This is a genomic window from Vreelandella xerophytica, assembly GCF_968048975.1.
Window position 1 is genome coordinate 2,669,914 of the sequence record NZ_OZ309106.1, and the last position, 24,633, is coordinate 2,694,546.

A 24,633-nucleotide genomic window follows, 5' to 3' on the forward strand; every position below is an offset into this window, starting at 1 on the left:
ATCTAATTATTTCACAACAGTTCATTAGCGCTGGAAAAAACGACCACTTTGCCCTGTTCGGGTATAAAAAAACGCCTTTACGATATTTCAGCCGCCAACGTGGCATTTGAAAGCGTAAAGGCGTCGAGTGGAGGGCAAGCTAGCGCTTGACCATCGCTTTAATCAATTAGGGTGATTGGCCAAATCCCCGACCAGCATATCGTTGTCGATCTGGCTGTAATTATCCTCGTTGTACTCCTCGGTGGCAGACTCGATTTCGTCACTGCCATAGGGGGTTTGCATCACGAGCTGGTCGTCCTCGAGCGCCATTTCCTGGATCGCCAGAGCCACGTCGGTGCTCCCAAAGCCCCAGAAGCCGCCAATGGATACCACCGCATAGAGATCACCGGAGTCGCTATGTTCGACAATACGATCCACATTGCCGATCTCGTCGCCGCTCTGATTGACCACGGTCATGCCTTCGACTTCGCTGATCTGCAGTGACATCAATCCGCCCTGGGTATCATTGGCAGCGATGCTGGGATCGGGCTCACGATTGTCCGGGTCGTCCATGGCTTCCGGTCGGCGACCCTGGTTGCCTTCCATTTGACCGTCGCTGTCGCCGGTAACCTCACCGTCGCCGGCTGTGTTCTCGTCGGTATCGGTATCGGTATCGTCGGAATCAGTGTTCGAGCCGGTGTTACCGCTTTGCGCATTACTACCGCTATCATCGTCTTCGGTGCTTGTCTGGCTTTGCGCACCCTGGGCGCCCTGAGCGCCAGCACCCGAAGTCTCTTGCTGCTCGGTCGAGCCGCCGGAGGTTGCCTGGTCGCCATTCTGCGATTGCTGCGCGAACGCATTTATCGACATGCCTGCGCAAATCGCTGTTATGGCAACCGCCAATGTAGTCCGTTTCATGGGGTATCTCCTTGGGTTGACCTACTCTACTGAAGCTAGTGAGCGAATGAGCGATACGCAATAAATTTTGCTTACGGGCTGTCAACGCAAGCTGGATACCAGGCAAAGTACTCGGGTCTTGGTCAGCAAGGCGGTCAGTCGGGGCTCACGACACCCTTGATGATGATCAATGCCACCAGGACAGCCAGCAAGGTCATCACGATGGGTATGAGCTTATGCAGCCCTTGGGAGGAGCGCCCGGCTTCGGGCTCAAGGTGGGAAGGCGTGTGGGGGCCTTTTTCGGGTAAACGCTGACCTAGAACATGCGCTTTCTTCTCTTCAGACGTCTTGCTTTCGTGCGTATCCATGACCATTCACCTCTTCAACGGGCGCCCGATGGGGCATCAAGGCGCCCGTCTGAAGTTGCGGGGTTGGCGTTAAAGCGTGACCACGTCGAAATCGACCTTCGGGTTCACGTCGGCATCGTAGTCCACGTCTTCACGCTCAAAGCCGAACAGTTTCAAGAATTCATGCTTGTAACCAGCATAGTCGGTAATCTCGAAAAGATTCTCGCTGGTGACGGCAGGCCAGAGATCCTGGCAGGCCTTTTGAATATCGTCACGCAGCTCCCAGTCGTCCAGGCGCACACGCCCTTTATCATCGAGCTCCATCGCGCTTTCGGCGTAAAGGCGCTCGCCAAAGAGGCGGTTCAATTGATCGATGGTGCCTTCGTGCACGCCCTGCTCTTTCATGATGCGATACACCATGGCGATGTAGAGCGGCATCACCGGAATCGCCGCACTTGCCTGAGTCACCACGGACTTGAGCACCGCCACGTTCGCCCCGCCACCGCTTTCGCTCAGGGTCTTGTCGATAGCGGATGCAGCGCGATCCAGATCTTCCTTGGCCTTGCCAAGCGCGCCGTGCCAGTAAATCGGCCAGGTGATCTCGGTACCGATATAGCTGAACGCCACGCTCCTGGCCCCCTTGGCCAGCACGCCGGCCTCGTCGAGCGCGCTCATCCAGAGCTCCCAGTCTTCGCCCCCCATCACGGTAATGGTGTCATCGATCTCGGCTTGGGTGGCGGGCTCGACTTCGGCTTCGATAATGGTGTCCTTGTTGGTATCGATGGCCGTGGCGCGGTAGGTTTCATTGATCGGCTTGAGGCTTGAGCGCTTGAGCTCGCCGGTGTCGGGCATCTTGCGCACCGGCGATGCCAGCGAGTAGATCACCAGATCCACCTCGCCCATGTCCTGCTTGATCAGCTCGATGGCCTTTTCCCGCGCCTCATGAGAGAAGGCGTCGCCATTGATGGACTTGCTGTAGAGACCTTCCTGCTTGGCAAACTTGTCGAAGGCGGCGCTGTTGTACCAGCCGGCGGTGCCGGTCTTTTGCTCGGTGCCCGGCTTTTCAAAGAAAACGCCTAGCGTATCGGCACCGTAACCAAACGCCGCGGTGATACGCGCCGCCAGGCCATAGCCGCTGGAAGCACCAATCACCAACACCTTTTTAGGCCCTTTGCTTTTATCCAAACCGCGAGCTCTGGTGGCTTCGATCTGCTCGAGCACGTTTTGCTCGCAACCCTTGGGGTGTGTGGTGGTACAAATGAAGCCGCGTACTTTGGGTTTGATAATCACGAAGGATCTCCTTATCGAAAATTGGCGTTCACCAGCGGACCGATCCGCTGCGTATGGGTTCATTCTACCATTTCAACCGGCGCTGTCCGCCCTTGAGCTTGCCTGCCAATCAGGTCAGGATACGCAGTGAACGCAATACGCCCCACAAGGCGGCCCAAAAGAGTGATGAAAGCTTGATGAACGCACAGCAACTAGTGGATGAGCGCGGCGATTTGTGGCTGGCGCTTGCTCCGTTATGGCTTGACCGCGAACCCAGTGAGCGCGAATACGCGCATATGATCGAGGTCATCGAGGAATACCGTTTGTCGCTCAAGGAGCTTGAGTGGATATTTCGCCTGGAGCTTGCCCCGGTGATGTCCCGTCACCAGCTCTCCATTGCCAGCGAGTGGCGCCAGTTCGACGATCATAAGCTGATGCAGCAACTGGTCTCTCACAATCTTCGCCTGACCGGCTGGCGTCGCAAGAGCTGGGCACTGTTTTCCGGCTTGACCACCATGATGGTTCGTCACCGCTGGGGGGCGCTCATGCACCGCCTGATGGTTGCCCGCGGCGATGCTCTGCCTTAAAGCTCCTTATCCAGTGCCGCTTCCAGCGCCTGCTTGAGCACCAGGCCGCGCTCTTTCGGGCCAAAGCGGGCGATGACCCGGCCATCTCGGCCCACCAGAAACTTGGTAAAGTTCCACTTGATCGCCTTGGTGCCCAGGAGCCCGGGCGCTTCGTGTTTCAGCGCCACAAAAAGCGGATGCGCATCCACGCCGTTGACCCGTACCTTTTCCATCAGCGGGAAATGCACGCCAAAGCGCTGCTCGCCAAAGCGGCAGAAAGCCTCGGCACTCTCGGGGGATTGGCGGCCAAACTGGTTGCAGGGAAAGCCCAGCACGGTAAACCCCCGGTCGCGGTAACGCTTGTAAAGGCCCTCGAGCTCTTTTAGCTGCGGGGTGAAGCCGCACTGGCTTGCCACATTCACCACCAAAAGCACCTGCCCTTTCAGTGCGCGCAAGTTGAACGGCTCGCCTTGATGGGTATAGCAGTCCTGATCGTAAATGGTCATTACAACGCCCTTATGAAGTGTTATGGATAAGCGGGTCCAGACCTACACAAGCGGTCCGGCCATCACGCGACACGCCAGCGCAATCAGCAAGACGCCGGTTATCCGGTTCACCCAATGGGAGTGACGCTGAAGCCAGGGCAGTACGGACGAATGCGACAGCCCAAGCGCCACCAGCAGGTACCAGCCCCCGTCAATAATGACCGCCGTCGCGACGATGATCAGTTTCGCCCCGATGGCCATGTCCGGTGTCACGAACTGACTGAGCAGCGCAATGAAAAAGAGCATCAGCTTGGGATTGCCCAGTGCCACCAAAAGCCCCTCGCGGGCCGCTTGAGACCGGGTGGTGGCCATGTGTGCCGGCGAGAGCACACCGGCTCTACCCGCGCGCAGGGCCTTGATACCCAGCCACGCCAGATACGCCGCCCCCACCCAGGTGAGCCACTGAAACAGCGTCGGCTGACGGGCGATCAGCGCCCCCAGCCCCCAGACGGTCAGCAGCGCGTATACCCCGACGCCCACGGCGTGAGTCAGCGCAGCAGTCATCCCGGCAACCCGCCCGCCGCCCAGGGTATGGCGCAGAACAAGCGCAAGGCTCGGCCCCGGCGACATGGCCCCCATGGCGCAAATGGCGGCCAGCGACAGCCACAGAGAGAACGGCATTCTATCGTCCTTCTTGTTTTATCTTTCAGGGTGAGTAGATGTAAAGTGCGCCAGTCATGACCATATCAGACGGGCGCTTAAATAACGCTGTTAGCATGGTACGCTGTTGGGTAAAATTTTTCCTTTTTTGATGAACACAGCGCCTGACGTTCAGGCAGCTTCAGGTAACGAAAGGACGTTGACATGGGTAGGGCGTTTCAAAACCGTAAAGAATCGATGGCCAAGACGGCCGCAGCGAAAACGAAGGTCTACAGCAAGTACGGACGCGAAATCTACGTGACCGCCAAGGCAGGCGGCACCGACCCCAATGGCAATCTGGCGCTTCGCGGCTTGATGGAGCGCGCCAAGAAGGATCAAGTGCCCTCGCACGTGATCGACAAGGCGCTCGACAAGGCCAGCGGTGCCGGCGGTGAGGATTTCTCCACCGCGCGTTACGAAGGGTTCGGTCCCGGCAACGCCATGGTGATCGTCGACTGTCTGACCGATAACCCCAACCGCACCTTCGGGGACGTGCGCGGCTGCTTTACCAAGACCAAGAGCAAGATCGGCACGCCCGGCAGCGTCAGCCACATGTTCGACCACTGCGCGATCTTCGCTTTCAAGGGTCAGGACGAGGAAGCGGTGCTCGAAGCGTTGATGGAGGCCGATGTCGACGTGACCGACATCGAGCAGGAAGAAGAGCGCATCACCGTCTTTGCCCCGCACACCGACTACGCCAAGGCCAAGCAGGCGCTGCTCGACGCTTTCGGCGAACTCGATTTCGAAGCCGACGAGATCCAGTTTTTGCCCCAGACCACCACACCGGTGGAAGGCGACGATGTAGCCATGTTCGAGAAGTTTCTGGATATGCTCAACGAGCTCGACGACGTGCAAAACGTCTTCCATAGCGCCGAGCTGCCCGAACAGGACGCCTGACGCGCCGTCAACCGCGCGGCTTGCTCGGCGCCCCGATCACTTCGCCGCTGCTATCCAGCGCGGTATCCGGTGGCAGCAGCGCCGACTTCACCCCGGCCTTGCTCAGCACCTTCTTGCCTCTGACGGTAAGGTCGGTAATGAACAGAAACTGCTGACGCGGGTCGACCGGGTAGGCGCGAATGCGATAATGCGTGCCCCAGGGCTTCTCCTGGGCCACGATGATGATAGGGGCTTCGAACTTCAGGTAGGCGCTGGTGAGAGCTACATCCTTCAGCGCCTGGCGCACCCAGCCGGCTTCCGCCTCCACGTAGAGATAGAAGCTCGCCACGCACTGAAGCGTGGGCCCGCCATTGTTGGCGTTGTAGACCGGCGATTCCCACAGCTTCAGATGGGGCATGGCGACCAGGTCATCGTCCGGGGTCTGTATATGCACCGTACGCATGCCGACATGCTTTACCTCGCCGTAAGTATCCTCGATCTTGACCCAATCTCCGGGGCGGTAGGGAAGCTCCACCGCCGAGACGACGCCGGCAATCAGGCTGCTGACGTAATCTTTCAGTGCAAACCCCACCGCCAGGCCAATCGCGCCGAACAGCGTCACCATGTTACGAAGCGAAGGATCGATGACAATCGGCACTGTCAGCACGATTGCCGCGATCAGAATCAGCAGTCTTGAAAGCGGCACCAGAGCGAAGACGCGAAAACGCAGCTGACCGTGAAGCCGGTTGGCCAGCCAGTTGAGGCCGCGCTGGCTCAAGACGATCAAGAGAACCGTTGCCAGCAGGATGGCCGTGACGGTCATCACCGCCGGGGTGTCGATATCGTTGAATAACTCGGCGTACTGTTTAGGCTCGTCCATGATGCTCTCTTGGATACTCTGCTCACTGACCCGTTATAGCGGGTCTACCAGATAGTTGCGCGAGACCAGGAGCTCCCGGACGCTGGCATAGCTCAAGGGCGCCACCTGCCAGCGGCTCTGATGTTCGCTCACCACGCCCAGGCGGGTAAGTGCCAATCGGGCGTTGAGCGTCTCATGTCGGGAAAACGGCAGCACCTCGGCCAGGGCACTGTCACTCAAACCGCCGTGAAGCAGCAGCGCGTGAAGCGCCAGGATCGCCACATCGCCGGTATCGTTGGTGAGTTCGGCCTCGTCCAGGGCGTCGATCAGCCAGAGCTCGCCATCGCGCCCGCTTTCTTGGGCCGGCTCGCGCAGCCGCTCGCGCCAGTAGTACCATGCCACCCCCAGGTGGCCCCGGCAGTAGGCTGCCAGGTACTGAAGTTCGTTTTGCGCGTTGCGCTTGTCGCGCTTGCCGTCCATCACCGGCTTGCCGGTACGCGTACTGTAGACGGTCAACGCGTCTTTGCCCTGACCGATGAAGTAGGCCGCCAACTGCTCCCCTTCCACGCCTTGAAGCGTCAAGGTGGGTACGCTCTCCAGCCCGACCACGTGCTTCAAGTAGGCGTAAGCCCAGCTATCGCAACCGATAACGCCACACCCCAGTCGTCCGGCCAGCGCGCTTTCCAGAAACACGCGCACGCCCTGTATACCCTGGCTGTTGCGTAAATAGCAGCGTTCAAGGGCAGGCAGTGCCCAACGGGGGGTATCGTCGAACTGCGCGATCCAGGTAGTGTCGTCGTTCAATAGCGCATCACCTTCCGGCGGGGTGGACGGCGTCAAACGATGCGCCTTGGCCCAGTGAGCGATAATGTCCTCATGCCCCCCAAAGGGAGGGGTGATAAAGAACACCACCGGCTCGTGCGCAAATTCGCGGGCGATCACCTCGTCTAGCGCGCCTGCGGCCCTGGCCCAGTCGATGGAGGGCACCAGATGTGCCAGACGCGTTTCAGGGAGCTTGCGAAGTTTCTCTTCTTCGATGGCCTGACGCTCGGCGGCGCGCTTGCCGGTCAACCAGGTCTTGATGGCGCGCAGATAGCGCTGCTGCCTCGAACGCTGGGTCTTCTCCGGTGTGGAAAACGTCTCGAGCTTGACGACTTCCCATAACGAAGGGGCGGCTTTTTCCGAGCGCTTTGCCATGCAGTTTCTCAAGTGACTGTATCTAAAGCCAAGCTTAGCATGGCCTGGATGTCACAACTGGCTTTGTCGAACTTAACGCCCAGGAAAGAGTCAATGATCAGGCATGACTGCTTTATAAAAAGCCCACCAACGCAGCAATCACTATTGGTCTAGAGAAAGACGCCACGCAAGCACGGGCGATTGCCAAGGTAGATGCTAAACGGGAGGTCGCAATGAGTGTTGTTCCGGTCAACGAAATAGAACTGCACGACAAGCTGAGCAAATGTATCGCAGGCGAACGGGTGCTGATCGACCACGAAGGCAATCGATTCAGCGCGCGTATTCAGCATGCCGGTAGTCAAGGCGTCAAGGTGATTCCTGAAGCGCTTATGCAAAATACCACGGGTGACCCTGGCGATATCGAAGGTGTGACCCTCCCCTACCAGGATGTATGGGAGCTCGAGGTCAAGGGTGTCGTGTATAGCCGCATCAGCGAGCCAGGCGAACGCCGCGCCTGACCCTCTCGCTGCACGCCGTCACGGCGTGCAGCTGTTTTCAGAAAGCCTTGCATCCGCTAGAGGCCTTGCAAACCGCTGGAGCCTCAAGCACGCTTCAGCGCTAGAACGTCAGGCAGATCTTGCCAAAGTGCTTGCCCGACTCCTGATGGCGAAACGCATCGGCGATCTCTTCAAGGCCGAACTCGCGATCGATGATCGGGCGCATGTTCGAGGCCTCGATGGCCCGAATCATCTCTACCTGGTCCCGACGGCTTCCCACGATCAAGCCTTTCAGGGTCGCCTGCTTGGCCATCAGCTTGGCGGTAGGAATATCGCCTTCGCGGCCGGTCAGAATGCCGATCAACGCCAGGTGCCCGCCAATCTTGACGGCATCGATGGATTGCGGCAGCGTTTTCGGCCCGCCGACTTCGACGATGTGATCCACCCCTTCTCCGTCAGTCAACGCACTTACCGCCTTGCCCCAGTCCGGCGTTTCCTTGTAGTTGATGGTATGTTCCGCGCCCATTTCGCGCAGATGCGCCAGCTTGTCGTTGGATGACGAAGTGGCAATCACTCGAGCGCCCATCATCTTGGCGAACTGCAGGGCAAAAATGGAAACCCCGCCGGTGCCCAGCACCAGAACCGTGTCGCCGGCCTTGATGTTGCCATCGACGACCAATGCCCGCCAGGCGGTCAGCCCTGCCGTGGTCAACGTGGCGGATTCGGCATGGCTATAGCCCTTGGGCTGATGGGTAAACCAGTTGGTCGAGCGAACCACGTGCTCGCGGGCGTAGCCATCGACGCCGTCACCAGGGGTGGTACGAAAATCACCCACCCGCGCCGGGCCTTCCAGCCAGGTGGGGAAGAACGTGGAAACCACGTGATCGCCAACGGCAAACTCTTCCACGCCGTCCCCGATCGCCTCGACGATCCCCGCCCCGTCGGACATGGGAATACGTCCATCGTCGGTGGGAATCATGCCGGCAACTACCGCATAGTCGTGAAAATTGAGCGAGCTTGCGTGAAGGCGTACCTTGATCTCGCCAGGACCGGGCTCGCCCGGGGACTGGGAGGTTTGAACCTGCAATTGATCGAGCCCGCCGGGCGCTTTGAGGGTAACGGTGCGTGAGTCGCTCATGAAAATACTCCCTGTAGATCGACTTAGGTATGCGTCAAGTTAGCAGACGAATCACTGTCTGACACGTCCAGCCCCAGAAAGCCGCCGGACTGGCGCTGCCACAGGTTGGCATAGATGCCGCCGAGCTCGATCAGTTCCTGATGAGTGCCGCTTTCGACGATTTCACCACCGTCCACCACGATCAACCGGTCGAGCATGGCGATGGTTGACAGTCGGTGAGCGATGGCGATGACCGTCTTGCCCTCCATCAGTGCGTCGAGTTGCTCCTGGATGGCGGCTTCCACTTCGGAATCCAGCGCCGATGTCGCCTCGTCCAGCACCAGGATCGGCGCATTTTTCAAAAGCACTCGGGCAATGGCGATACGCTGGCGCTGACCGCCGGAAAGCTTGACGCCCCGCTCGCCCACGTGGGCATCGAGCCCGCGCCGACCCTGTGGATCGACCAGATCCTTCAAAAACGACTCCGCGTGGGCGCGGCATACGGCCTGCCAGACGTCTTCGTCGCTTGCGTGCGGGCTGCCGTAACGAATGTTGTCTCTGAGCGAGCGGTGCAACAGCGAGGTGTCCTGGGTCACCATGCCGATCTGGTGACGAAGCGAGGTCTGGGTGACCTCACTGATATTCTGCCCGTCGATACGGATACGCCCGCCCTGCAGGTCGTAAAACCGCAGCAGCAGGTTGGCAAGCGTCGACTTGCCGGCTCCCGAGCGGCCGATCAGGCCGATTTTCTCACCGGACTTGATGGTCAGGTCAAGTCCGTTGAACACGGTCTTGTGCTCGCCCTGGGCCTGGGCGTAATGAAAAGTGAGCCCCTCAAAAGCGATCTCGCCGCGGGGCACTTCAAGCGCCGGCGCATTCGGCACATCCTTGATGCTCGGCGCCTGGGCGATGGTATTCATGCCATCCTGTACGGTGCCGATGTTCTCGAAAAGCCCGGCCACCTCCCAGAGGATCCAGTCGGACATGAAACGAATACGCATCACCAGCGCAATGGCAATCGCCAGGACGCCCAGCGAAATCGCCTCCAGGTACCAGGCGCTGATCGCCATGCCGGCAATGCCCACCAAAAGCAGCGTGTTCAAGAACGTCAGGCTCACGCTCATCACCGTTACCAGACGCATCTGGCGATGCACCGTTACCAGAAAGCCTTCCATGGCGTCCTTGGCATAGCGCTGCTCGCGGTGAGTATCGGCAAAGAGCTTGATGGTTTGAATGTTGCTGTAACTATCCACCACACGTCCGGTCATTTCGGCGCGAGCGTCCGCCTGGGCCATGGACACATCGCGAAGCCGCGGCACAAAATAACGCATGATGCCCAGATAACCGACCAGCCATAGCCCCAGGGGCAGCAGCAGCCAGGGGTCGGCGCGGCCCAGCAAAAAGGCCGCGCCGGTAAAGTAGACCAGCGCGTAGACCATCAGGTCCATCACCTTGGTGACGGTTTCGCGAATGGCAAGCGACGTCTGCATGACCTTTTGCGACACGCGCCCGGCGAACTCGTCCTGATAGAACGCCAGGCTCTGGCTGAGCATATGACGATGCGAGAGCCAGCGGCCGATCATCGGATAGTTGCCGAAAATGCTTTGATGGGTAACCAGCGACTGCAGAAGCACCAGAAGCGGCAGCCCCACGATGACCAGCAGCCCGACCCCGGCAAGCCAGAGACCGTTTTCCTGCCAGAACCCCGTCCGCTCGACGTTGCCCAGCCAGTCCACCAGCTCGCCCATATAGCTGAAAAAGAACACCTCCGCCGCGGACACCGCGCCGGTGACCAGCGACATGAGCACCAAAAGCGGCCAGATGGGCCGGGAAAAATGCCAGATAAACGGAAAAAGCCCCCGAGGCGGGGTTTCCACCTCACCTTCCGGGTAGGGATCCACGCGCGTTTCAAAATAGTTGAATAGCGGTTTCAGCAAGCGTGCGAACATGGAAAGTCCTTGAAGCCCATGGTAGAAAGCATTGATTGGCAGCCAGCCGGGCCGAGTGTGGCGACGCGGCAAAACGGGCCGGGCAAGCCCCGACCATGCCTCGTTTCGCCCACGTGCTTTGCAAGGCCACACCGGGCTCTCGTCAAGGGCGAAGCGTTAGTCAGCCTGGCCCACCCGGGCGCCTGAAAGGGTTAGTAGGGATAGCCGTCGTCATCTTCATCGCGCAGACGCGCCTGACGCTCAGCCTCTTCTTCCTTGGCATCATCAATGACGTCCATCAGTTCGTCCACGTTGGCACTGTGGGTATCAAACTCGAAATGGCCGGTCAGCTGGCTATCCGGGTTCAGCTTGCCCGCCTCATAAAGCGCCCACATCTCCTTGCCATAATGGGTCTCCAAAAGTGCCGGGGCGTAGCGGCCGAAGTAGGCGCGCATATTGTTCACATCGCGCTCGAGCATGGCGGCGGCGCTGTTGTTGCCGGCAGCGTCCACCGCCTGGGGCAGGTCGATGATCACCGGGCCTTCACCATCCACCAGCACGTTGAATTCGGAAAGGTCCCCGTGAACGAGTCCGGCGCACAGCATACGCACCACATCCTGAATCACCTTGGCGTGATAGCGAAGCGCCTGCTCCTCGGTAAGGGTGACATCGCCCAGCCGCGGGGCAACATCGCCTTCGGCGTCGGTAATCATCTCCATCAGCAGCACGCCGTCGACAAAACCGTAGGGCTTTGGCACGCGCACCCCGGCCCCGGCCAGGCGGTAAAGGGCATCCACTTCGGCAGAGAGCCAAGCCTGCTCCTGCTCTTTCTGGCCGTAACGGGTCTTTTTCGCCATGGCCCGGGCGCGACGGCTGTTACGCTCCTTGCGCCCTTCCTGGTACTGAACGGCCTGCTTGAAACTGCGCTGCTTGGCCTCTTTGAATACCTTCGCGCAGCGTTTTTCGCCCCCGGCATGGACCACATACACCTGGGCCTCCTTACCACTCATCAACTGCATCAACACGTCGTCAACGAGACCGTCATCCACCAAGGGCTGTAATCGTTTGGGTATCTTCATAGCTTGCGGCGGTCACTCCTGATCGGGAATGCGTTAGTCGTGAATAGGTTGGTTATGAATGCGTCAGTAACGAATATGGCGAACACGAAACGCGCGGCCCTTGAGTCTGTCGCGCTCGAGCTTGGCCAAGGCCTTGTTCACCACGCTCTGCTCTACGGCGACATAGGCGCTTCGCGCTTGCACCTTGATCTTGCCCACCTGATCGCCGCGAATGCCACCCTCGCTGGTGAGTGCGCCCAGGATATCTCCCGGGCGCAGCTTGTCCTTTTTGCCCCCTCCCAGTTGAAGGGTCGCCATGGAAGGCTTGAAGGGCGTACGCCCGGTTGGCCTGGGTAGTGGTCTGGTTTCAAGCACTTCTCCCAGATGCTCGCCAAGACGTTCCAGCCGGTAGTGTTCTTCCGGAGCTACCAGGGTGGCGGCAATCCCGCGTTCACCGGCCCGGCCGGTACGCCCTATGCGGTGGACGTGCACATCCTGCTCACGAGCAATCTGGTAGTTGAACACGGCGTCGAGCTTGGCAATATCAAGCCCTCGGGCAGCCACGTCCGTGGCCACCAGAATCGACACGCTCTGGTTGGCGAAAAGAATCAAGAGCCGGTCGCGGTCCTTCTGCTCCAGGTCGCCGTGAAGTGCCACCGCGCTAAAGCCCTGCGCATTCAAGTACTCGGCCACCTGATCGGTCTCGCGCTTGGTATTGCAAAACACCACGCTGGTAACGGGCCGGTAGCTCAAAAGCAGATCCACCAGGCCCTCCATGCGCGCCTTTTCACCGGCCACGGTGAAATAATACTGTTCGATGGTGGTCTCATCGTGGGTATCGCTCACCGATACGGTCACATGGTTGTGCATGACCCCACGGGTCATCGTGGCCAACTCGTCAGAGGCGTGCTCGTCCGGGAAGGTGGCGCTGAACAGCAGTGTCTGGCGCGTATCCGGGGTGGCGCGAATGATCTTCTCGATGGCGGGCCTGAAACCCATATCGAGCATTCGATCCGCTTCATCGAGCACCAGCGTTGCCAGCGCATCGAGGTTCAGCGTGCCCTTGCGCAGATGCTCCTCGATGCGCCCGGGCGTACCCACCACGATGTGCGCACCGTGTTCAAGCGAGCCCAGCTGAGGGCCAAACGGGGCCCCGCCGCAAAGGGTGAGCACTTTCACGTTGGGAAGAGTACGCGCCAGCCGACGAAGCGCCTCGGCTACCTGGTCGGCGAGCTCTCGGGTGGGGCATAGCACCAGGCCCTGGACATCAAAGCATTCCAGCTTGAGCCTGGCCAGAAGCGACAGGCCAAACGCCGCCGTCTTGCCCGAGCCCGTTCTTGCCTGGGCAAGCACGTCGCGACCTTCCAGCATGGGCGGCAAGCTTTGCGCCTGAATCGGTGTCATCTCAAGGTAGTCAAGAGATGCCAGGTTATCGACAAGAGCTAGGGGCAGCGCCAAAGAGGCAAAAGAAGTATCGGCCACGAAAGTTTCCTGAACGGGGCGCAAGCACCCGGATAATGAAGGCCCTTACGCTAATACGCTTGAGAAGGCACCATACCAGAAAGCCGCCTCTTTTGCCTTGCTCCCTAGACGGCGAGTGTCGCAAAGCGCGCCTGGCAGAGCATGGACAGATCCTCCGGGGCCAGGGCGATTTCAAGCCCGCGCCGCCCGGCGCTGACGTAAATGGTGGCAAAGCGCTGTGCGGACGCATCGATAAAGCTTGCCAACCGCCTTTTCTGGCCCAGAGGGCTGACCCCGCCCAGCACGTAGCCGGTAGTACGCTCTACCGCTTCAGGGCTTGCCATGGCCGCTTTCTTGGCCCCGGCCGCTTTCGCTATCTGTTTCAACCCCAATTGATGAGTAACAGGCACCGCCGCCACGGCCAGCGTCTTGCCATCGAGCTCCACCACCAGGGTCTTGAACACCTGCGCGGGGTCGATGCAAAGCTTCTCCGCGGCTTCGAGCCCGTAAGAGGCAGCCCCGCTTTCATGGGCGTACTCATGAATGGTGAAATCGATACCTGCTTTTTTGGCGGCATTAATCGCTGGCGTCATGGTGGCCTCTTTTGATGCTTGGCGTTCGTGTCGTGCATGTTCAACAACCTCCAGGACGCCCTTTCTGGCGCAATGGGGTCGGGATGCTAGACTTCAGCAAAGCGTTATACAGAAGATGACTGAACAAGACCAAGCAAAGGAGTCTGTGATGCCGGCAAAATCGAAAGCCCAGCAAAAAGCCGCAGGCGCGGCGCTCTCGGCCAAGCGCGGTGACACCAAGCCCAGCGAACTGGTCGATGCCTCCAAGCAGATGTACGACAGCATGAGCGAAAAAGAGCTCGAGGACTTCGCCAGCACCGAGCGTAAGGGCAAACCCGAAAAGAAGGACGATTGATACAGAAAAGCTAGACCCTGCTGACCAGAGTCCATCGGCAGAACCTAGCGGCAGGGCACGACTTTACGCAGCGTATCCTTCGCCCACAGGTTCTGGCCATCCGGCGTGCGGCCCTGCTCGTTCCAGCGTTCGGACGTTTCCAGGCAGTACGAGCCCATGTCTTCGGTGCGCGGGTCGGCACTGGACGGGCGTTCGCCACCAACGCGCATGACATCCGGATTACTGGATGTATAACGTGGGGCAACGGTGGTGCTTGCGCAGCCAGCCACCAAAAGCGTGGCGAGCAGCGCGGGCAAACAGCGGCTCAAAAGCATGTTTTAAAACCCTCAAATATCCCGATACGATTATCGGTAGGGCTAGATACCACTGCCATGCCAGAGCGTCAATATTTTTTATTACCGCTCAGGTGACCAGGGTAATACTGGTGACCGGGCGCAGCTGGCGGTGGCGGCAATGGCGGGTCACGCTGTCCACGATGGCCTCGGCGTCGTCGATCTGCGCCTTGTCCAGCTGGATATCGACCATCAGGAAACCGCCTACCTGCGCCAGACGCACATCGCTATCGGCAATATCGAAATCCGCGACATTATTGACCAGCTCGCGACGCATGCTGCCCCCGGGGGCGCCAAACATCAGCTCCTTGAGCGCGCCGCGAACCATCTTCACCGGCATGGGCATGAAGTAGGCGACAATCACCAGGACCATGACCGGGTCGGCAAAGCGAGCGTAGGGAGCAAGCGGTGTGAAGGTGAGCCCCAGGGTCAGTAGAAAGCCGAGCAGCACCGCGGCGCTGAGCCAGGTATCCATCTGCCACTGCTTGAGCTCGGCGGCGATGAGCGATGAGTGGCGCCCGCGCGCATAGCGGGCCAGCTGCCACCAGGTAAGAAGACACCCCGCCACGTTGACCAGACCAAAAAGCAGCGCCAGGTCCAGCGCCACCATGCGCCCGCCCTGGTACAGGCTCCAGAGCGCCGATACCAGCGAGAAAAGACATACCAGCGCAATCACCACGCCCTTGAGCAGTACCGCCAGCGGCTCGACGGTCAACCGGCCAAAGGGATAGTGCTCATCGGCGGGCTTCAGCGCGTGATCGAGTGCCACCAGTGAAAGCGATGCCAGCACGAGACTCAACAGCGAGTAACCGCTGTCGAACAAGATGGTGATGGAGCCGGAGGCTAACCCGATGGCGAGGCCCGTGAAGGCAAAAAGCAAGGCGGAGAGCGCCGAAAATCTGAGCGCACGGCGCTCGTTTGTGGACGAAGACACGCTGAATACTTCCTGTAAGGGGTGGAAACTGGGCCATAATAGAGAGCGGCCTCCCACTCTCCCAATCGCTCAGTGCCAAACAATTTGGCGCTCACAAGGTTTTTCATGCGTATCGAACAGATCGAAGCGTTTGTCGATGTCACCGAGCAGCACTCCTTCGCCGCCGCTGCTCGCCATACCGGGGTCAAGCGCAGCACCCTCAGCGCCATGGTCAGCGCGCTGGAAGATCACCTGGGCGTGGCGCTTTTCGAGCGTTCCGGCAACAGTCTGCTGTTGACCCCCATGGGCGAGAGCATCTTGCCTGACTGCCACCGCTTGATCACCAGCGCCCGGCGTATCAACAAGTACTGCCAGCAGCACACCCAAGGGGTAGAGAGCCAGCTCTGCATTGCCCGCGATGACGCCTTACCGGAAGCTTTCTGGAATCAGGCCATGCACGACCTGAAACAGCGCTACCCGCTGACGGCCATCTCGGTCTACCTGCTGCCCCCTCAGGAGCACCCCCACTTCGTACAGCGCCAGACCGTCGACATTGCCTTCGGGCTCTACGCCGCGGAAGGCGCCATGCTCAATGCCACCAGCCTGGCGCCCATCAGCATGTGTCTGGTCGCCGCGCCGCTTCACCCACTGAGCCGCCTGCCCAGCGTATCCAAGGACGACCTGGCCCAGTATACCCAGGTCTGCCTGACGTACGATCAGGGCGACCGACTGGTGAGCGAGGCGCTGTTTTCGACCAACTACCTGGGACTGACCATGTTCGAGGTGATTCGCGACGCCGCCATTCAGGGTACCGGGTGGGCTCTGCTGCCCACCCCCCTGGTGAGTGAAGCACTGACCAGCGCCACACTTTGCCGTCTGCCCCATGAGCTCTCCTTGGAGCGTTATCGCTACCGCGCGCTGGAGAGTGACAACCTGGGCCAGGTGGGCACGGTGTTGCTGAACAAGGTCACCCGCTACCTGGCCGCCAAGGCGTAAAACCCGTTACTCGATAAAGGCCGGGAAGCCGCTCGACTTCAGGCATGGTCGTCTTGCAATCGGTGGCGACGGTGTGCGTTGAAAATAGGCGTGGCAAAAAGTCTCGATGCCTTCCACGCTATAAAAAACCTCAAAGGAGCAAAAGGACACGCTAGAGCGTAAACACAGGCAGTGTCATCCATGCGTAAAAAAGCCCTGCCAGTGTCGATGTTGCCGTCCACCCAGGAGCGACTTCCAAGATGGTCAAACTCGATAAGAAAGCCAAACGGCTCTATGTTCTCGACACCAACGTCCTGATTCACGACCCCGCCGCCCTTTATCATTTCGAAGAGCACGATGTGGTCATCCCCATGACCGTTCTCGAAGAGCTGGACAAGCATAAAAACGGTATTCGCGAAATCGCCCGCACGGCCCGCCAGATCAGCCGCACGCTCTCGGATCTCACCAGCCAGGTCACGTTCAAAGAGGTTCAGGATGGCGTGCCGATACCTCGCCTTTCCGGCGAAAGCGGGCGGCTGCACTTTCTATGCTACAGCGACCTGAAGCTGTTGAACGAAGTCAGCGACTCCCCGGACAACCGCATCCTGGCCGAAACCTGTCGACTGCGGGAGGAGCGTCCTGATGCCTCGGTCATTCTGATCACCAAGGACATCAACCTGCGCATCAAGGCCGCCGCCCTGAAGGTGCCGGTGGAGGACTACCACAACGACCGCGCCTTCTCGGACAGCGACGCCATGATCGAGGGCGCCAGCGTCTATGAACATGCCAGCATCGAAGGCGCTTCCCTGTGGGAGACGCTGAATGTCGACGTCAACGTCGAGCGTGCAGGCCAGCACACCTTTTACCACCTGAAAGGCGACATGCCCGCGAACTGGCACGTGGGCATGCTGGTGTCCGATAGCGAGAACGGCGCCGACTTCGAAGCCATCGTGCGCAAGCTTGATCCCCAGAATGCCACGCTTCAGCTCTTGATCAACTACCGTCATCACAGCGGGGTCTGGGGCGTGCATGCCCATGACAGCCGACAGAACTTTACCCTGAATCTGCTGATGGACCCGGAGATCGACCTGGTCACCGTTGCCGGCAACGCCGGTACCGGAAAAACCTACATGACGCTCGCCGCAGCGTTCCAGCAAACCCTGGACAGCAAGCGGTTCGAGCGCATCGTATTTACCCGGGCGCCGATTCCCATGGGCGAGGATATCGGCTTTCTACCGGGCACCGAAGAGGAAAAGATGTCCCCCTGGATGGGCGCTTTCCACGACAACATGGACAACCTGCTGCGTAATGACGACGGCGAGTCGAGCTGGGATAACGGCGCCACCCGCCAGCTGATTGGCTCACGAGTGCAGATCCGCTCCCCGGGTTTCATGCGCGGACGTACCCTCAACGACACCTTTTTGATAATCGACGAGGCACAGAATTTCACTCCCAAGCAGCTGAAATCCCTGGTCACCCGGGCTGGACGCAACACCAAGATCGTCTGCCTGGGCAACGTCGGCCAGATCGACACTCCCTATCTGACCGCCAACACCTGCGGCATGGCCGCCGTGGTCGAACGCTTCAGAGACTGGCCCCATGCCGGACATATCACCTTGAAAAGCGTCGAGCGCTCGCGCCTGGCGCTCGCCGCCGAAGAACTCCTGTAGCGCGAATCCTTTCCCCTGACGCAAAAGCGCCGCCCGAAACTGGCGGCGCGTTGACAAGGGGAGCGGCTTTTTTCAAGCGCTATTGGCGGGTATCGCTATCCTGGGTGTCCTCCAGTGGATTGGTGACGCCTATCGTATCCGCGGCAAACGCTTCGCGCTCCCCCAGAGGGCGCGGGCGCCCCACCGTCGTGTCATTGCAGGTCTGGCGTTCTAGCTCGCAGTTAAGCTCGGCGCCGAACAACACGATAAAGGCCGAGAGCCAGAACCACATCATCAGGGCCACCACCGCCCCCAGCGAGCCATAGAGTTCACTGAAGGTAGTGAAATGGCGCACATAAAGAGACAGGATTCCCGAACCCAGCAGCCACATGGCGGTGGCAAACAGCGTACCGTAATTGATCCACTCCCAGCGTGGCTTACGCCGGTACGGGGCGAAACGGTAAAGCGCCGAGATCAGAAAACTCATCAAGATCAATAGCGCGGGCCAGCGCAGCCACTTGATGATCTGGTCCAGCGGCGACTCGATGGTGAGCGAGTCCACCCCCATGGGGATCAGTGCGATGAAACCCAACGACACCAGCGTCATCACGATCAGTCCGAAGGTCAGCGCGGTCAGCAGCACCGTGCGGTGCAGGAACGGACGTTTCTCGCTTTCGCCGTATACCACGTTAAGTCCTACTACCAGCACGGCCACTCCCTTGGACGCGATGAACATGGCAATCCCCAGCCCGATCATCGCGGCCATGAAATTGCCCGACTCGGTGTTCTCGATCACCTGTTCGGCCTGCTGGTCGATCAAGCTCGCTGCATCCGGCGGCATGAACCGGCTGATTTCAAAAAGCTGCTGGCCCGCCTCCATTGGATCGAACATCAGCCCCCAAAGCGAAATGACCGCGGCAATGGTAGGAAAAAGCGCCAAAAGCGCATAAAAGGCCACACCTGCTGCCAGCATGGTCAGGCGGTTTCGCCGGGCCGCGCGCACTACCCGCCAGCCCACATCCACCAAACCCGGCGTGGGAATATCGCCGGGCGCATGGGCACCTCGGCCTCGGGATTTTCTTTCATGGCTTGCTTGGCTCATCCCAGGCCCTCCCAGATCAGTAAAAGTGCCAGCAGTATGGCAAAGGCCATCATCAAACCGCTGCCGTGACGGCGCAACCACGCCTCGCCTTCAAGCGTTTTGGTCAACTGTGTCATAACCCGGTATTCAAGTGCGAGCGAACGTTCAACGCTTGCGTGCTTCACCCGTTTCGCCCAGGCGGCCATGGCCTGACAAAGCGCCACACCTTTCAGGGCCGCCACCCGGTAGGCCCACCATACATCCCCCGCCGGCAGCGGCTTCACGTGGAATGCTCGAGCAATCCAGATGCCCGCCGCCACCAGCAAAATCCCGGCCGGCAGGGGCCAGACAAGCTCGACAAGCGACTTGACCGAAGGTACATGCACACTGCCTTCCGGCAGCGGCAGCCACCACGGCACGCCGAGCGCGGCGACGATGGCGAACGCCCAGGCGCCCACCTGAAAAGCGTCGCTTCCTCCCGCGCTTCGCTGCTGCCACTGACGCCACAGACACGCACCGATCAGTGCCGCAGTACCTACCGCTGCCAAGGTCAGCAGCAAGATCACCTGAGCATGATGCATCTCTTCCAGGGCATGTTTCACACTGTACTTGCTGATGAGCCCTGCGCCGAAAGCCCCGGTCAGCGACAGTCCCGGCAAAGCCAGCACGATCCATAAAAGCGTGGGGGAAACACGCGGCATATGCTCGCTGATGCTGCTGCCCATGAAAAGCGCCCCCTTGGCCAGGGCATGGTGGCCGGCAAACAGCATGATCCCCGGCAAAAGCAGAGGCCATACCTCGGGGTTGACCAGGCCCATCGCCACCAGAGCGGTCAGCATCCCCATCTGGCTGATGCTTGAATACGCGAGTACCGCCTTGGGATGTTGCTGTCCCACGCCATAAAGCGCGGCCCCGAAGGCGGCCGCAAACCCTGCAACAAGCATTACCCGACCCAGCGTCACAAGCTCGGGTGTGGCCTCGGCGCCTAGCGGCAAGAAACTGATCCAGCCCAGAAGCCCCGCCTTGATCATCGCCCCGCTGAGTACCGCACTTGCCGGCGCTGGTGCCACCGGGTGCGCCAATGGAAGCCACGCATGAAGGCCCACGATACCCGCCTTCACGCCAAAGCCGAGCCATAATAAAAGAGCCATCCAGACACCCAGGGGCGAGGAGTGAATGCCCTCGCGCACGCCCGTCAGGGTCTGCGTATCCGCCGCGCCCGCCGCCCATAGCAGCCCCGCCAGTATCAATCCCTCGCCGATCACGGCCAACACCATGTAAGCGCTCGCCCCGCGCCTGGCCTCGGGGTCCTGGTTATGCAGCACCAGGGCATAGGCGGCAAAGGTCATCAGGGCAAAGCCCAGGTAGAAGCTGGCGATATCCTGGGAGACGATCAACAGCGCGTTACCTAGAAATGTCAGCGGCCAGAAAAACGTGAAACGCAGCAGTCGATAGGCTTCGTCCGCGCCGCCCTGCTGGGCGCGAGCCTGCTCCTTCTTGAAGTAGCCCCGGGCATGAATCGCCGCCAGGCTCCACAAGAGTGCGGTAAACCCGAGCCAGGCGCGGCTTAGCGCGTTGAGTTCCCAATCCCCCCCTAGCATCCAGGCAGACCAGCTCCACTGGGCCTCTCCGACAAACGCCAACGCCAGCGCAGGCCAGGAAGCACTGAGCCACCAGAGGCTGAAGTTTCGCCGCCTTTTGGCAGACACGCCAAACGCCTGCCCGATGACACCGAGGGCCACGCACAGCGGCCAGAGAAGAGTGACAAGAAATAGCGCTGTCATGGCCAGTACTCCCCGATGGCAACCCGGGTGGCCCAATCCAGCGGGCTGAAGGGGAGCCCTGCCAGAAGCCCCGCCCCCACGCTTGCCACCGCGGTCAATACCGTCGGCCATAACAGCCAGCCGTGGGTTTCCAGCCGCCCCAGGCGCTGTTCGTCGGGCCACTGACCCACGCCGTGAGCAGGCCCTTGGCAAAACCACAGCCGGTAGACGATCGGCAGAAAGTAAAGCGAGTTCAAGACACTGCTTGCCGCCAGTACCGCCACCACCCAGAGCATCTGAGCCTCGATGGCACCGATACCCAGGTACCACTTGGTAATGAACCCGGCGGTGGGCGGCAGGCCAATCATGCCCAGGGCGCCAATGGTGAAGGCGATACTGGTAAGCGGCATGCGCTTGCCGGCGCCGTCCATCTCATCGATGCGGTGAATCCCCAGCTCCTCGGCGTAGATGCCCGCGCAGAAAAACAGGGTCACCTTCATCAACCCCTGGTGAAGCAGGTGCGCCAGCGCACCGATGGTACCGAAGGGGCCGAACAGGCTGACCCCCAGCACGACGTAAGAAACCTGGCTGATGGTGGAAAACGCCAGACGCGGCTTGAGCTCGGCCTGGGTAAGCGCGCGCAATGAGCCGTAAATGATGGTGATGGAGGCCGCGATGGCAAGTGCCGTGGTCACGCCAAGCTCCACGCTCAGCTCGATGCCGTAAAGATCATAGATGATACGTAGAATGCCAAACGCCCCGGCCTTGACCACAGCCACGGCGTGGAGCAGCGCGCTGACCGGCGCGGGAGCCACCATGGCCCGAGGCAGCCAGCCGTGCAGTGGCACCATTGCCGCCTTGACCGACAAGCCCCCCACCAGCAAGGCAAAGATAACGGTCAAGAGCAGGCGATGATCGTCAAGGTAGCGCTCGAGGCCCTGGGCGGAGGCAAAGGATTGATCGCCGGTCAGGCTGTACAGCAACACGACACCCAGTAGCAGCACGACCCCGGCCGATAGCGTGTAGCGAAGATACACCCGCCCCGCCGCCAGCGCCTTGGGCGTTCCCGCGTGGGCCACCAGCGGGTAGGTAGAGAGCGTGAGCATTTCGTAGAAGATCAGGAAGGTGAATAGATTACCCGCGAGGGCGATCCCCAAGGTACTGGTCACGCACAGGCTGAAAAAGCCGAAAAAGCGCTTGCGATTCGCCGCCCCCTCCAGATAGCCGATGGCGTAGACGGTGGTGCATAACCATAGCACCGAGGAGAGCCCGGCAAACATCACCCCCAGCGCGTCGGCGCGCAGCACGAAATCGATGCCGCCGACGATCTGGAAGCTGAAGGTATCCTCGTGCCCTGCCGAGACCCGCCCTACCATCAGCGCCACGAGCGCCACCTTGCAGGCCGCTGCCGTCAGGTTGATCACGGTGCGCACGGCGCGGGCCTTTTCCGGCAGCAAGAAGATAGCCATGGCGGCAAACAGCGAGACCAGCAGAGCCGATAGTGGCAACCACGCCATGTTCATGCGCTACCTCCGTGCAGAAGCGTCAACGGCAAGTGCGCCAGAAGCCCCAGCGCCAGCGCTCCCAGCGCAAGCGCCAGGGCGATGGCATCCATGCCTGGTGCCAGTGGCTGGTAGCGATGGTGCGGAGCGGTTTCATCAAAGGAGTAACGAAATACCCGGAATACGTAGGCCGCGGTCAATAGCGTGCCGACGAGTAGCGCCGCCACCGACACCCACTGGCTGGACAGTACCATGGCGTGAAGCAGCAGCCACTTGGCGGTAAATCCGGCACTGGGAGGAAGGCCCATGAGCGTGATCGAGGCGATGCCGAATACCAGAAGCGATAGCGGCAGACGCCGGCTGGTCCCGGCCAGGCCCTTGAGCGAGCTTTCGCCGGTGGCAAGAATCAAGTTCCCGGCGGCCAGGAACATCGCCGCCTTGGCCAGGGCATGGCCGATCAGTTGAAGCCAGAACCCCTGCCAGGCGAGCGCCTGGGGAATCGGCGCGATATCCGGCCCCAGCAGCAGTGGAAAAGCGACCATCAGATAACCCAGCTGAGCGACCGTTGACGAGGCCACCAGGGTTTTCAGCGAGTCCGCCCGCCAGGCGATCAGCCCGCCCCACACAATGGCTAGCCCCCCAAGCCAGGCCACAAAGCGCGGTGCCCAGAACGTTTCAGGCAGCAAGATGCTCCAGAGCAGAACCAGAATATACAGCGACGCCTTGATGACCAGCGCGGCGTGCAGCGCGCTCACCGGCGTCCAGGCGTTCTCGTGCACCGGGCTTAGCCAGCCGTGCAACGGAAACAGCGCGGCTTTCAGGGCAAGCCCCGCGCCGAGCAGCGACGCCGCCACCCAGGCGACGGCGCCGGGTTCAACCACCGCCGCCAGGGCGCTCAGCTCGAGCTGCCCCCAATGGCCAATGATCAGTGCCACCCCCATCAAGTAAGTGAGCGAGCCGACCAGCGTCAGCAGCAGATAGCGCATGCCGGCTTCCAGCGCCTTGGGCTTGCCCGACAGCAACAGCATCGCCACCGCCGAAAGCCCGACGAGTTCAAGGGCGAAATAGAGCGTCAGAAGATCCGCCGCCAGCCAGATCAGCGAAAGCGCGCTGATCGACACCCCCATCAGCGGATAAAGCCAGCGCCCCAGCCTGCCCGCTTCTGTCAGACGCAGATAGCCCGGCGTATAGAGCGCCGCCGCCGCCCCCACGCACTGGGTCAGCAGTAGCAAAAGCGCGCCCAGACCGTTCAATCGCAGCGAGACGACCACCCCAGCCAACTGCCATTGCCAGCGCAAGAGCCCCACCTGCTGGGTATCCACAAGCAGTGCCACGCCGGAGCCGATCACGACGATGCTTGCCGCCAGTATCGGCCAGGCCCGTCTAGGCACGCACCAGGCGGCGATCAAGCCGGCCAGCAGCGGTAGGATCAGCGCACACACAAGCGCCCAGTGGCTGAAAGCAAGCGGAGAAAAAGGGCTTTCCAGAAGGCCGAAGCGCCAGTTCATTGCACGCTTCCCACAGGCGAGGTGCGCTCCTGTTGCGCTTCGTCTTCATGGACGTGCAGATGGCGAATCAGAAGTGCTCCCAAAAGCGAGCCCAGCCAGGCGACCATCAAACCGACGCCGACGAGTGCCTGGGCGCCTTCGATGGTGCCGGCAAGCCCGGTCATCAACAGGAAAACGCCGGAGCCCAGCACGTTGAAGGCGAGCAGCCGGCGCAGCCGGTGGCGATGCAGAGCAAATGCCCCCATGGCGGTGCCGACCAGCAAGACCGCTACCAGCATCAGCGGATGCTCCGAGGGTGCGTAGGCCATGCCAGGCATGACGATGCGAATCACGGCACCCACCATTACACACCAGGCAAGCGTCAAGACGCCCCGGGCGAAGCGGTGGCTCAAAGGGCCGCGAAACGTATCGAAAGCAGTCGTGGGATGGCGCAAGGACACGTCGCGAAGGCACAAGTATCGAAGGCCATGGCCCCAGGCACCCAGGGCGTAGAAAAGACTTGCACCGGTCAACAGCGCGCCCAGCCCGACTTCGGCCAGCGCCAGCCAGGGCGCACCAAGCCACCACCAGGCCAGCGCCATCAACAGTGCAAAAAGAACGAAGGCGCAGGTTGCGCGGGCCACGTGGCGGTCGAACAGACAAACAAGGGCTGCCAGAGCCAGACAAAGAGCCAGGCCCGCTTCCATAAGGTCGATAGACGCTAACATAGGCCTTCGCGAGTTCCCTGCTTTGGCTAGAAATAGCTACTTTGCCTGCCTTTTAATCGCTT

General features: G+C 60.5%; 25 protein-coding genes. 6 read left to right on the forward strand and 19 right to left on the reverse strand.

Features of this window, described 5'->3' with window-relative positions; genetic code table 11:
• Positions 1-162 precede the first annotated feature (162 nt).
• The 3 genes from ACWF8S_RS12530 to fabV all read right to left on the reverse strand — a co-directional run bounded on the left by ACWF8S_RS12530 (position 163) and on the right by fabV (position 2,513).
• A complete protein-coding gene (locus tag ACWF8S_RS12530; protein ID WP_447553659.1) occupies positions 163-897 on the reverse strand; it encodes a PRC-barrel domain-containing protein in 735 nt (244 codons plus the stop codon).
• A gap of 134 nt (positions 898-1,031) precedes the next feature.
• The gene (locus tag ACWF8S_RS12535) at positions 1,032-1,244 is read right to left on the reverse strand and encodes a hypothetical protein (protein ID WP_447553660.1); all 213 of its coding nucleotides are present in this window, start codon (positions 1,242-1,244) and stop codon (positions 1,032-1,034) included.
• A gap of 69 nt (positions 1,245-1,313) precedes the next feature.
• Positions 1,314-2,513: an enoyl-ACP reductase FabV gene (fabV, locus tag ACWF8S_RS12540; protein ID WP_447553661.1), complete on the reverse strand. Its 1,200-nt coding sequence runs from the start codon at positions 2,511-2,513 to the stop codon at positions 1,314-1,316.
• Between the two features lie 176 nt (positions 2,514-2,689).
• Between fabV and ACWF8S_RS12545 the strand changes: the two genes are divergently transcribed.
• A complete protein-coding gene (locus ACWF8S_RS12545; protein WP_447553662.1) occupies positions 2,690-3,079 on the forward strand; it encodes a DUF7079 family protein in 390 nt (129 codons plus the stop codon).
• Here ACWF8S_RS12545 and ACWF8S_RS12550 read toward each other — a convergent pair.
• Positions 3,076-3,564 (reverse strand): glutathione peroxidase, encoded by a 489-nt coding sequence (locus ACWF8S_RS12550; protein ID WP_447553663.1) that lies wholly within the window; start codon positions 3,562-3,564, stop codon positions 3,076-3,078. The genes ACWF8S_RS12545 and ACWF8S_RS12550 overlap by 4 nt on opposite strands.
• Before the next feature lie 42 nt (positions 3,565-3,606).
• The gene (locus ACWF8S_RS12555; protein WP_447553664.1) at positions 3,607-4,224 is read right to left on the reverse strand and encodes a LysE family translocator; all 618 of its coding nucleotides are present in this window, start codon (positions 4,222-4,224) and stop codon (positions 3,607-3,609) included.
• A 183-nt stretch (positions 4,225-4,407) separates the two neighbouring features.
• Here ACWF8S_RS12555 and ACWF8S_RS12560 point away from each other — a divergent pair, with 183 nt between their 5' ends.
• Positions 4,408-5,139: a YebC/PmpR family DNA-binding transcriptional regulator gene (locus ACWF8S_RS12560; protein WP_447553665.1), complete on the forward strand. Its 732-nt coding sequence runs from the start codon at positions 4,408-4,410 to the stop codon at positions 5,137-5,139.
• A 7-nt stretch (positions 5,140-5,146) separates the two neighbouring features.
• Here ACWF8S_RS12560 and ACWF8S_RS12565 read toward each other — a convergent pair whose 3' ends face one another.
• A complete protein-coding gene (locus tag ACWF8S_RS12565) occupies positions 5,147-5,998 on the reverse strand; it encodes a mechanosensitive ion channel family protein (RefSeq protein WP_447553666.1) in 852 nt (283 codons plus the stop codon).
• 33 nt (positions 5,999-6,031) lie between these two features.
• A complete protein-coding gene (locus ACWF8S_RS12570; RefSeq protein ID WP_447553667.1) occupies positions 6,032-7,174 on the reverse strand; it encodes a hypothetical protein in 1,143 nt (380 codons plus the stop codon).
• 212 nt (positions 7,175-7,386) lie between these two features.
• On the opposite strand from ACWF8S_RS12570, the gene ACWF8S_RS12575 reads away from it, so the two are divergent.
• Positions 7,387-7,671 (forward strand): hypothetical protein, encoded by a 285-nt coding sequence (locus ACWF8S_RS12575; RefSeq protein WP_447553668.1) that lies wholly within the window; start codon positions 7,387-7,389, stop codon positions 7,669-7,671.
• 100 nt (positions 7,672-7,771) lie between these two features.
• Here the strand turns inward: ACWF8S_RS12575 and ACWF8S_RS12580 are convergent, their stop codons facing one another.
• The 5 genes from ACWF8S_RS12580 to ybaK all read right to left on the reverse strand — a co-directional run bounded on the left by ACWF8S_RS12580 (position 7,772) and on the right by ybaK (position 13,807).
• The gene (locus tag ACWF8S_RS12580; RefSeq protein WP_447553669.1) at positions 7,772-8,788 is read right to left on the reverse strand and encodes a zinc-dependent alcohol dehydrogenase family protein; all 1,017 of its coding nucleotides are present in this window, start codon (positions 8,786-8,788) and stop codon (positions 7,772-7,774) included.
• 23 nt (positions 8,789-8,811) lie between these two features.
• On the reverse strand, positions 8,812-10,716 hold the full coding sequence (locus tag ACWF8S_RS12585) for an ABC transporter ATP-binding protein (RefSeq protein ID WP_447553670.1): 1,905 nt from the start codon (positions 10,714-10,716) through the stop codon (positions 8,812-8,814).
• A gap of 191 nt (positions 10,717-10,907) precedes the next feature.
• A complete protein-coding gene (locus tag ACWF8S_RS12590) occupies positions 10,908-11,774 on the reverse strand; it encodes a PA4780 family RIO1-like protein kinase (RefSeq protein ID WP_447553671.1) in 867 nt (288 codons plus the stop codon).
• A gap of 63 nt (positions 11,775-11,837) precedes the next feature.
• Positions 11,838-13,235, reverse strand: a complete 1,398-nt coding sequence (dbpA, locus tag ACWF8S_RS12595) for an ATP-dependent RNA helicase DbpA (RefSeq protein ID WP_447553672.1) — start codon at positions 13,233-13,235, stop codon at positions 11,838-11,840.
• Positions 13,236-13,339: 104 nt separating this feature from the next.
• Complete coding sequence (gene ybaK / locus ACWF8S_RS12600; protein ID WP_447553673.1) at positions 13,340-13,807, reverse strand: Cys-tRNA(Pro) deacylase; 468 nt, start codon at positions 13,805-13,807, stop codon at positions 13,340-13,342.
• A 148-nt stretch (positions 13,808-13,955) separates the two neighbouring features.
• On the opposite strand from ybaK, the gene ACWF8S_RS12605 reads away from it, so the two are divergent.
• Positions 13,956-14,141, forward strand: coding sequence for a DUF3008 family protein (locus ACWF8S_RS12605; RefSeq protein ID WP_447553674.1), 186 nt, complete (start codon positions 13,956-13,958; stop codon positions 14,139-14,141).
• 44 nt (positions 14,142-14,185) lie between these two features.
• Here ACWF8S_RS12605 and ACWF8S_RS12610 read toward each other — a convergent pair whose 3' ends face one another.
• Both ACWF8S_RS12610 and ACWF8S_RS12615 read right to left on the reverse strand, forming a co-directional pair.
• Positions 14,186-14,455: a hypothetical protein gene (locus tag ACWF8S_RS12610; protein ID WP_447553675.1), complete on the reverse strand. Its 270-nt coding sequence runs from the start codon at positions 14,453-14,455 to the stop codon at positions 14,186-14,188.
• 88 nt (positions 14,456-14,543) lie between these two features.
• Positions 14,544-15,407 carry a cation diffusion facilitator family transporter gene (locus ACWF8S_RS12615; RefSeq protein ID WP_447553676.1) on the reverse strand — a complete coding sequence of 288 codons (864 nt, stop codon included), beginning with the start codon at positions 15,405-15,407 and terminating at the stop codon, positions 14,544-14,546.
• Between the two features lie 105 nt (positions 15,408-15,512).
• On the opposite strand from ACWF8S_RS12615, the gene ACWF8S_RS12620 reads away from it, so the two are divergent.
• Positions 15,513-16,382, forward strand: coding sequence for a LysR family transcriptional regulator (locus ACWF8S_RS12620; protein WP_447553677.1), 870 nt, complete (start codon positions 15,513-15,515; stop codon positions 16,380-16,382).
• A 239-nt stretch (positions 16,383-16,621) separates the two neighbouring features.
• On the forward strand, positions 16,622-18,031 hold the full coding sequence (locus tag ACWF8S_RS12625) for a PhoH family protein (protein WP_447553678.1): 1,410 nt from the start codon (positions 16,622-16,624) through the stop codon (positions 18,029-18,031).
• A gap of 79 nt (positions 18,032-18,110) precedes the next feature.
• Here ACWF8S_RS12625 and ACWF8S_RS12630 read toward each other — a convergent pair whose 3' ends face one another.
• The 5 genes from ACWF8S_RS12630 to ACWF8S_RS12650 are packed head-to-tail and all read right to left on the reverse strand — an operon-like array spanning position 18,111 to position 24,571.
• A complete protein-coding gene (locus ACWF8S_RS12630; RefSeq protein ID WP_447553679.1) occupies positions 18,111-19,112 on the reverse strand; it encodes a YihY/virulence factor BrkB family protein in 1,002 nt (333 codons plus the stop codon).
• Entirely contained in the window at positions 19,109-20,875 is a 1,767-nt protein-coding gene (locus ACWF8S_RS12635; RefSeq protein ID WP_447553680.1) for a complex I subunit 5 family protein, read from the reverse strand. Before ACWF8S_RS12635 ends, ACWF8S_RS12630 begins: the two co-directional genes overlap by 4 nt.
• Positions 20,872-22,377 (reverse strand): proton-conducting transporter transmembrane domain-containing protein, encoded by a 1,506-nt coding sequence (locus ACWF8S_RS12640; RefSeq protein WP_447553681.1) that lies wholly within the window; start codon positions 22,375-22,377, stop codon positions 20,872-20,874. Before ACWF8S_RS12640 ends, ACWF8S_RS12635 begins: the two co-directional genes overlap by 4 nt.
• Entirely contained in the window at positions 22,374-23,864 is a 1,491-nt protein-coding gene (locus tag ACWF8S_RS12645) for a complex I subunit 5 family protein (protein WP_447553682.1), read from the reverse strand. The genes ACWF8S_RS12640 and ACWF8S_RS12645 overlap by 4 nt, the downstream gene beginning before the upstream one ends.
• On the reverse strand, positions 23,861-24,571 hold the full coding sequence (locus tag ACWF8S_RS12650) for a hydrogenase subunit MbhD domain-containing protein (protein WP_447553683.1): 711 nt from the start codon (positions 24,569-24,571) through the stop codon (positions 23,861-23,863). Before ACWF8S_RS12650 ends, ACWF8S_RS12645 begins: the two co-directional genes overlap by 4 nt.
• Positions 24,572-24,633 lie beyond the last annotated feature (62 nt).

Excerpts from the sequence above, each read along its gene's own strand:
- ACWF8S_RS12550 (WP_447553663.1), bottom strand. The coding sequence starts at position 3,564 with ATGACCATTTACGATCAGGACTGCTATACCCATCAAGGCGAGCCGTTC.
- ACWF8S_RS12590 (WP_447553671.1), bottom strand. The coding sequence starts at position 11,774 with ATGAAGATACCCAAACGATTACAGCCCTTGGTGGATGACGGTCTCGTT.
- ACWF8S_RS12645 (WP_447553682.1), bottom strand. The coding sequence starts at position 23,864 with ATGAACTGGCGCTTCGGCCTTCTGGAAAGCCCTTTTTCTCCGCTTGCT.
- ACWF8S_RS12625 (WP_447553678.1), top strand. The coding sequence starts at position 16,622 with ATGGTCAAACTCGATAAGAAAGCCAAACGGCTCTATGTTCTCGACACC.
- ACWF8S_RS12630 (WP_447553679.1), bottom strand. The coding sequence starts at position 19,112 with ATGAGCCAAGCAAGCCATGAAAGAAAATCCCGAGGCCGAGGTGCCCAT.
- ACWF8S_RS12565 (WP_447553666.1), bottom strand. The coding sequence starts at position 5,998 with ATGGACGAGCCTAAACAGTACGCCGAGTTATTCAACGATATCGACACC.
- ACWF8S_RS12585 (WP_447553670.1), bottom strand. The coding sequence starts at position 10,716 with ATGTTCGCACGCTTGCTGAAACCGCTATTCAACTATTTTGAAACGCGC.
- ACWF8S_RS12575 (WP_447553668.1), top strand. The coding sequence starts at position 7,387 with ATGAGTGTTGTTCCGGTCAACGAAATAGAACTGCACGACAAGCTGAGC.
- ACWF8S_RS12640 (WP_447553681.1), bottom strand. The coding sequence starts at position 22,377 with ATGAACATGGCGTGGTTGCCACTATCGGCTCTGCTGGTCTCGCTGTTT.
- ACWF8S_RS12650 (WP_447553683.1), bottom strand. The coding sequence starts at position 24,571 with ATGTTAGCGTCTATCGACCTTATGGAAGCGGGCCTGGCTCTTTGTCTG.
- ACWF8S_RS12545 (WP_447553662.1), top strand. The coding sequence starts at position 2,690 with ATGAACGCACAGCAACTAGTGGATGAGCGCGGCGATTTGTGGCTGGCG.
- ACWF8S_RS12635 (WP_447553680.1), bottom strand. The coding sequence starts at position 20,875 with ATGACAGCGCTATTTCTTGTCACTCTTCTCTGGCCGCTGTGCGTGGCC.
- ACWF8S_RS12535 (WP_447553660.1), bottom strand. The coding sequence starts at position 1,244 with ATGGATACGCACGAAAGCAAGACGTCTGAAGAGAAGAAAGCGCATGTT.
- ACWF8S_RS12530 (WP_447553659.1), bottom strand. The coding sequence starts at position 897 with ATGAAACGGACTACATTGGCGGTTGCCATAACAGCGATTTGCGCAGGC.
- ACWF8S_RS12580 (WP_447553669.1), bottom strand. The coding sequence starts at position 8,788 with ATGAGCGACTCACGCACCGTTACCCTCAAAGCGCCCGGCGGGCTCGAT.
- ACWF8S_RS12610 (WP_447553675.1), bottom strand. The coding sequence starts at position 14,455 with ATGCTTTTGAGCCGCTGTTTGCCCGCGCTGCTCGCCACGCTTTTGGTG.
- ACWF8S_RS12560 (WP_447553665.1), top strand. The coding sequence starts at position 4,408 with ATGGGTAGGGCGTTTCAAAACCGTAAAGAATCGATGGCCAAGACGGCC.
- ACWF8S_RS12620 (WP_447553677.1), top strand. The coding sequence starts at position 15,513 with ATGCGTATCGAACAGATCGAAGCGTTTGTCGATGTCACCGAGCAGCAC.
- ACWF8S_RS12570 (WP_447553667.1), bottom strand. The coding sequence starts at position 7,174 with ATGGCAAAGCGCTCGGAAAAAGCCGCCCCTTCGTTATGGGAAGTCGTC.
- ACWF8S_RS12555 (WP_447553664.1), bottom strand. The coding sequence starts at position 4,224 with ATGCCGTTCTCTCTGTGGCTGTCGCTGGCCGCCATTTGCGCCATGGGG.
- ACWF8S_RS12605 (WP_447553674.1), top strand. The coding sequence starts at position 13,956 with ATGCCGGCAAAATCGAAAGCCCAGCAAAAAGCCGCAGGCGCGGCGCTC.
- ybaK (WP_447553673.1), bottom strand. The coding sequence starts at position 13,807 with ATGACGCCAGCGATTAATGCCGCCAAAAAAGCAGGTATCGATTTCACC.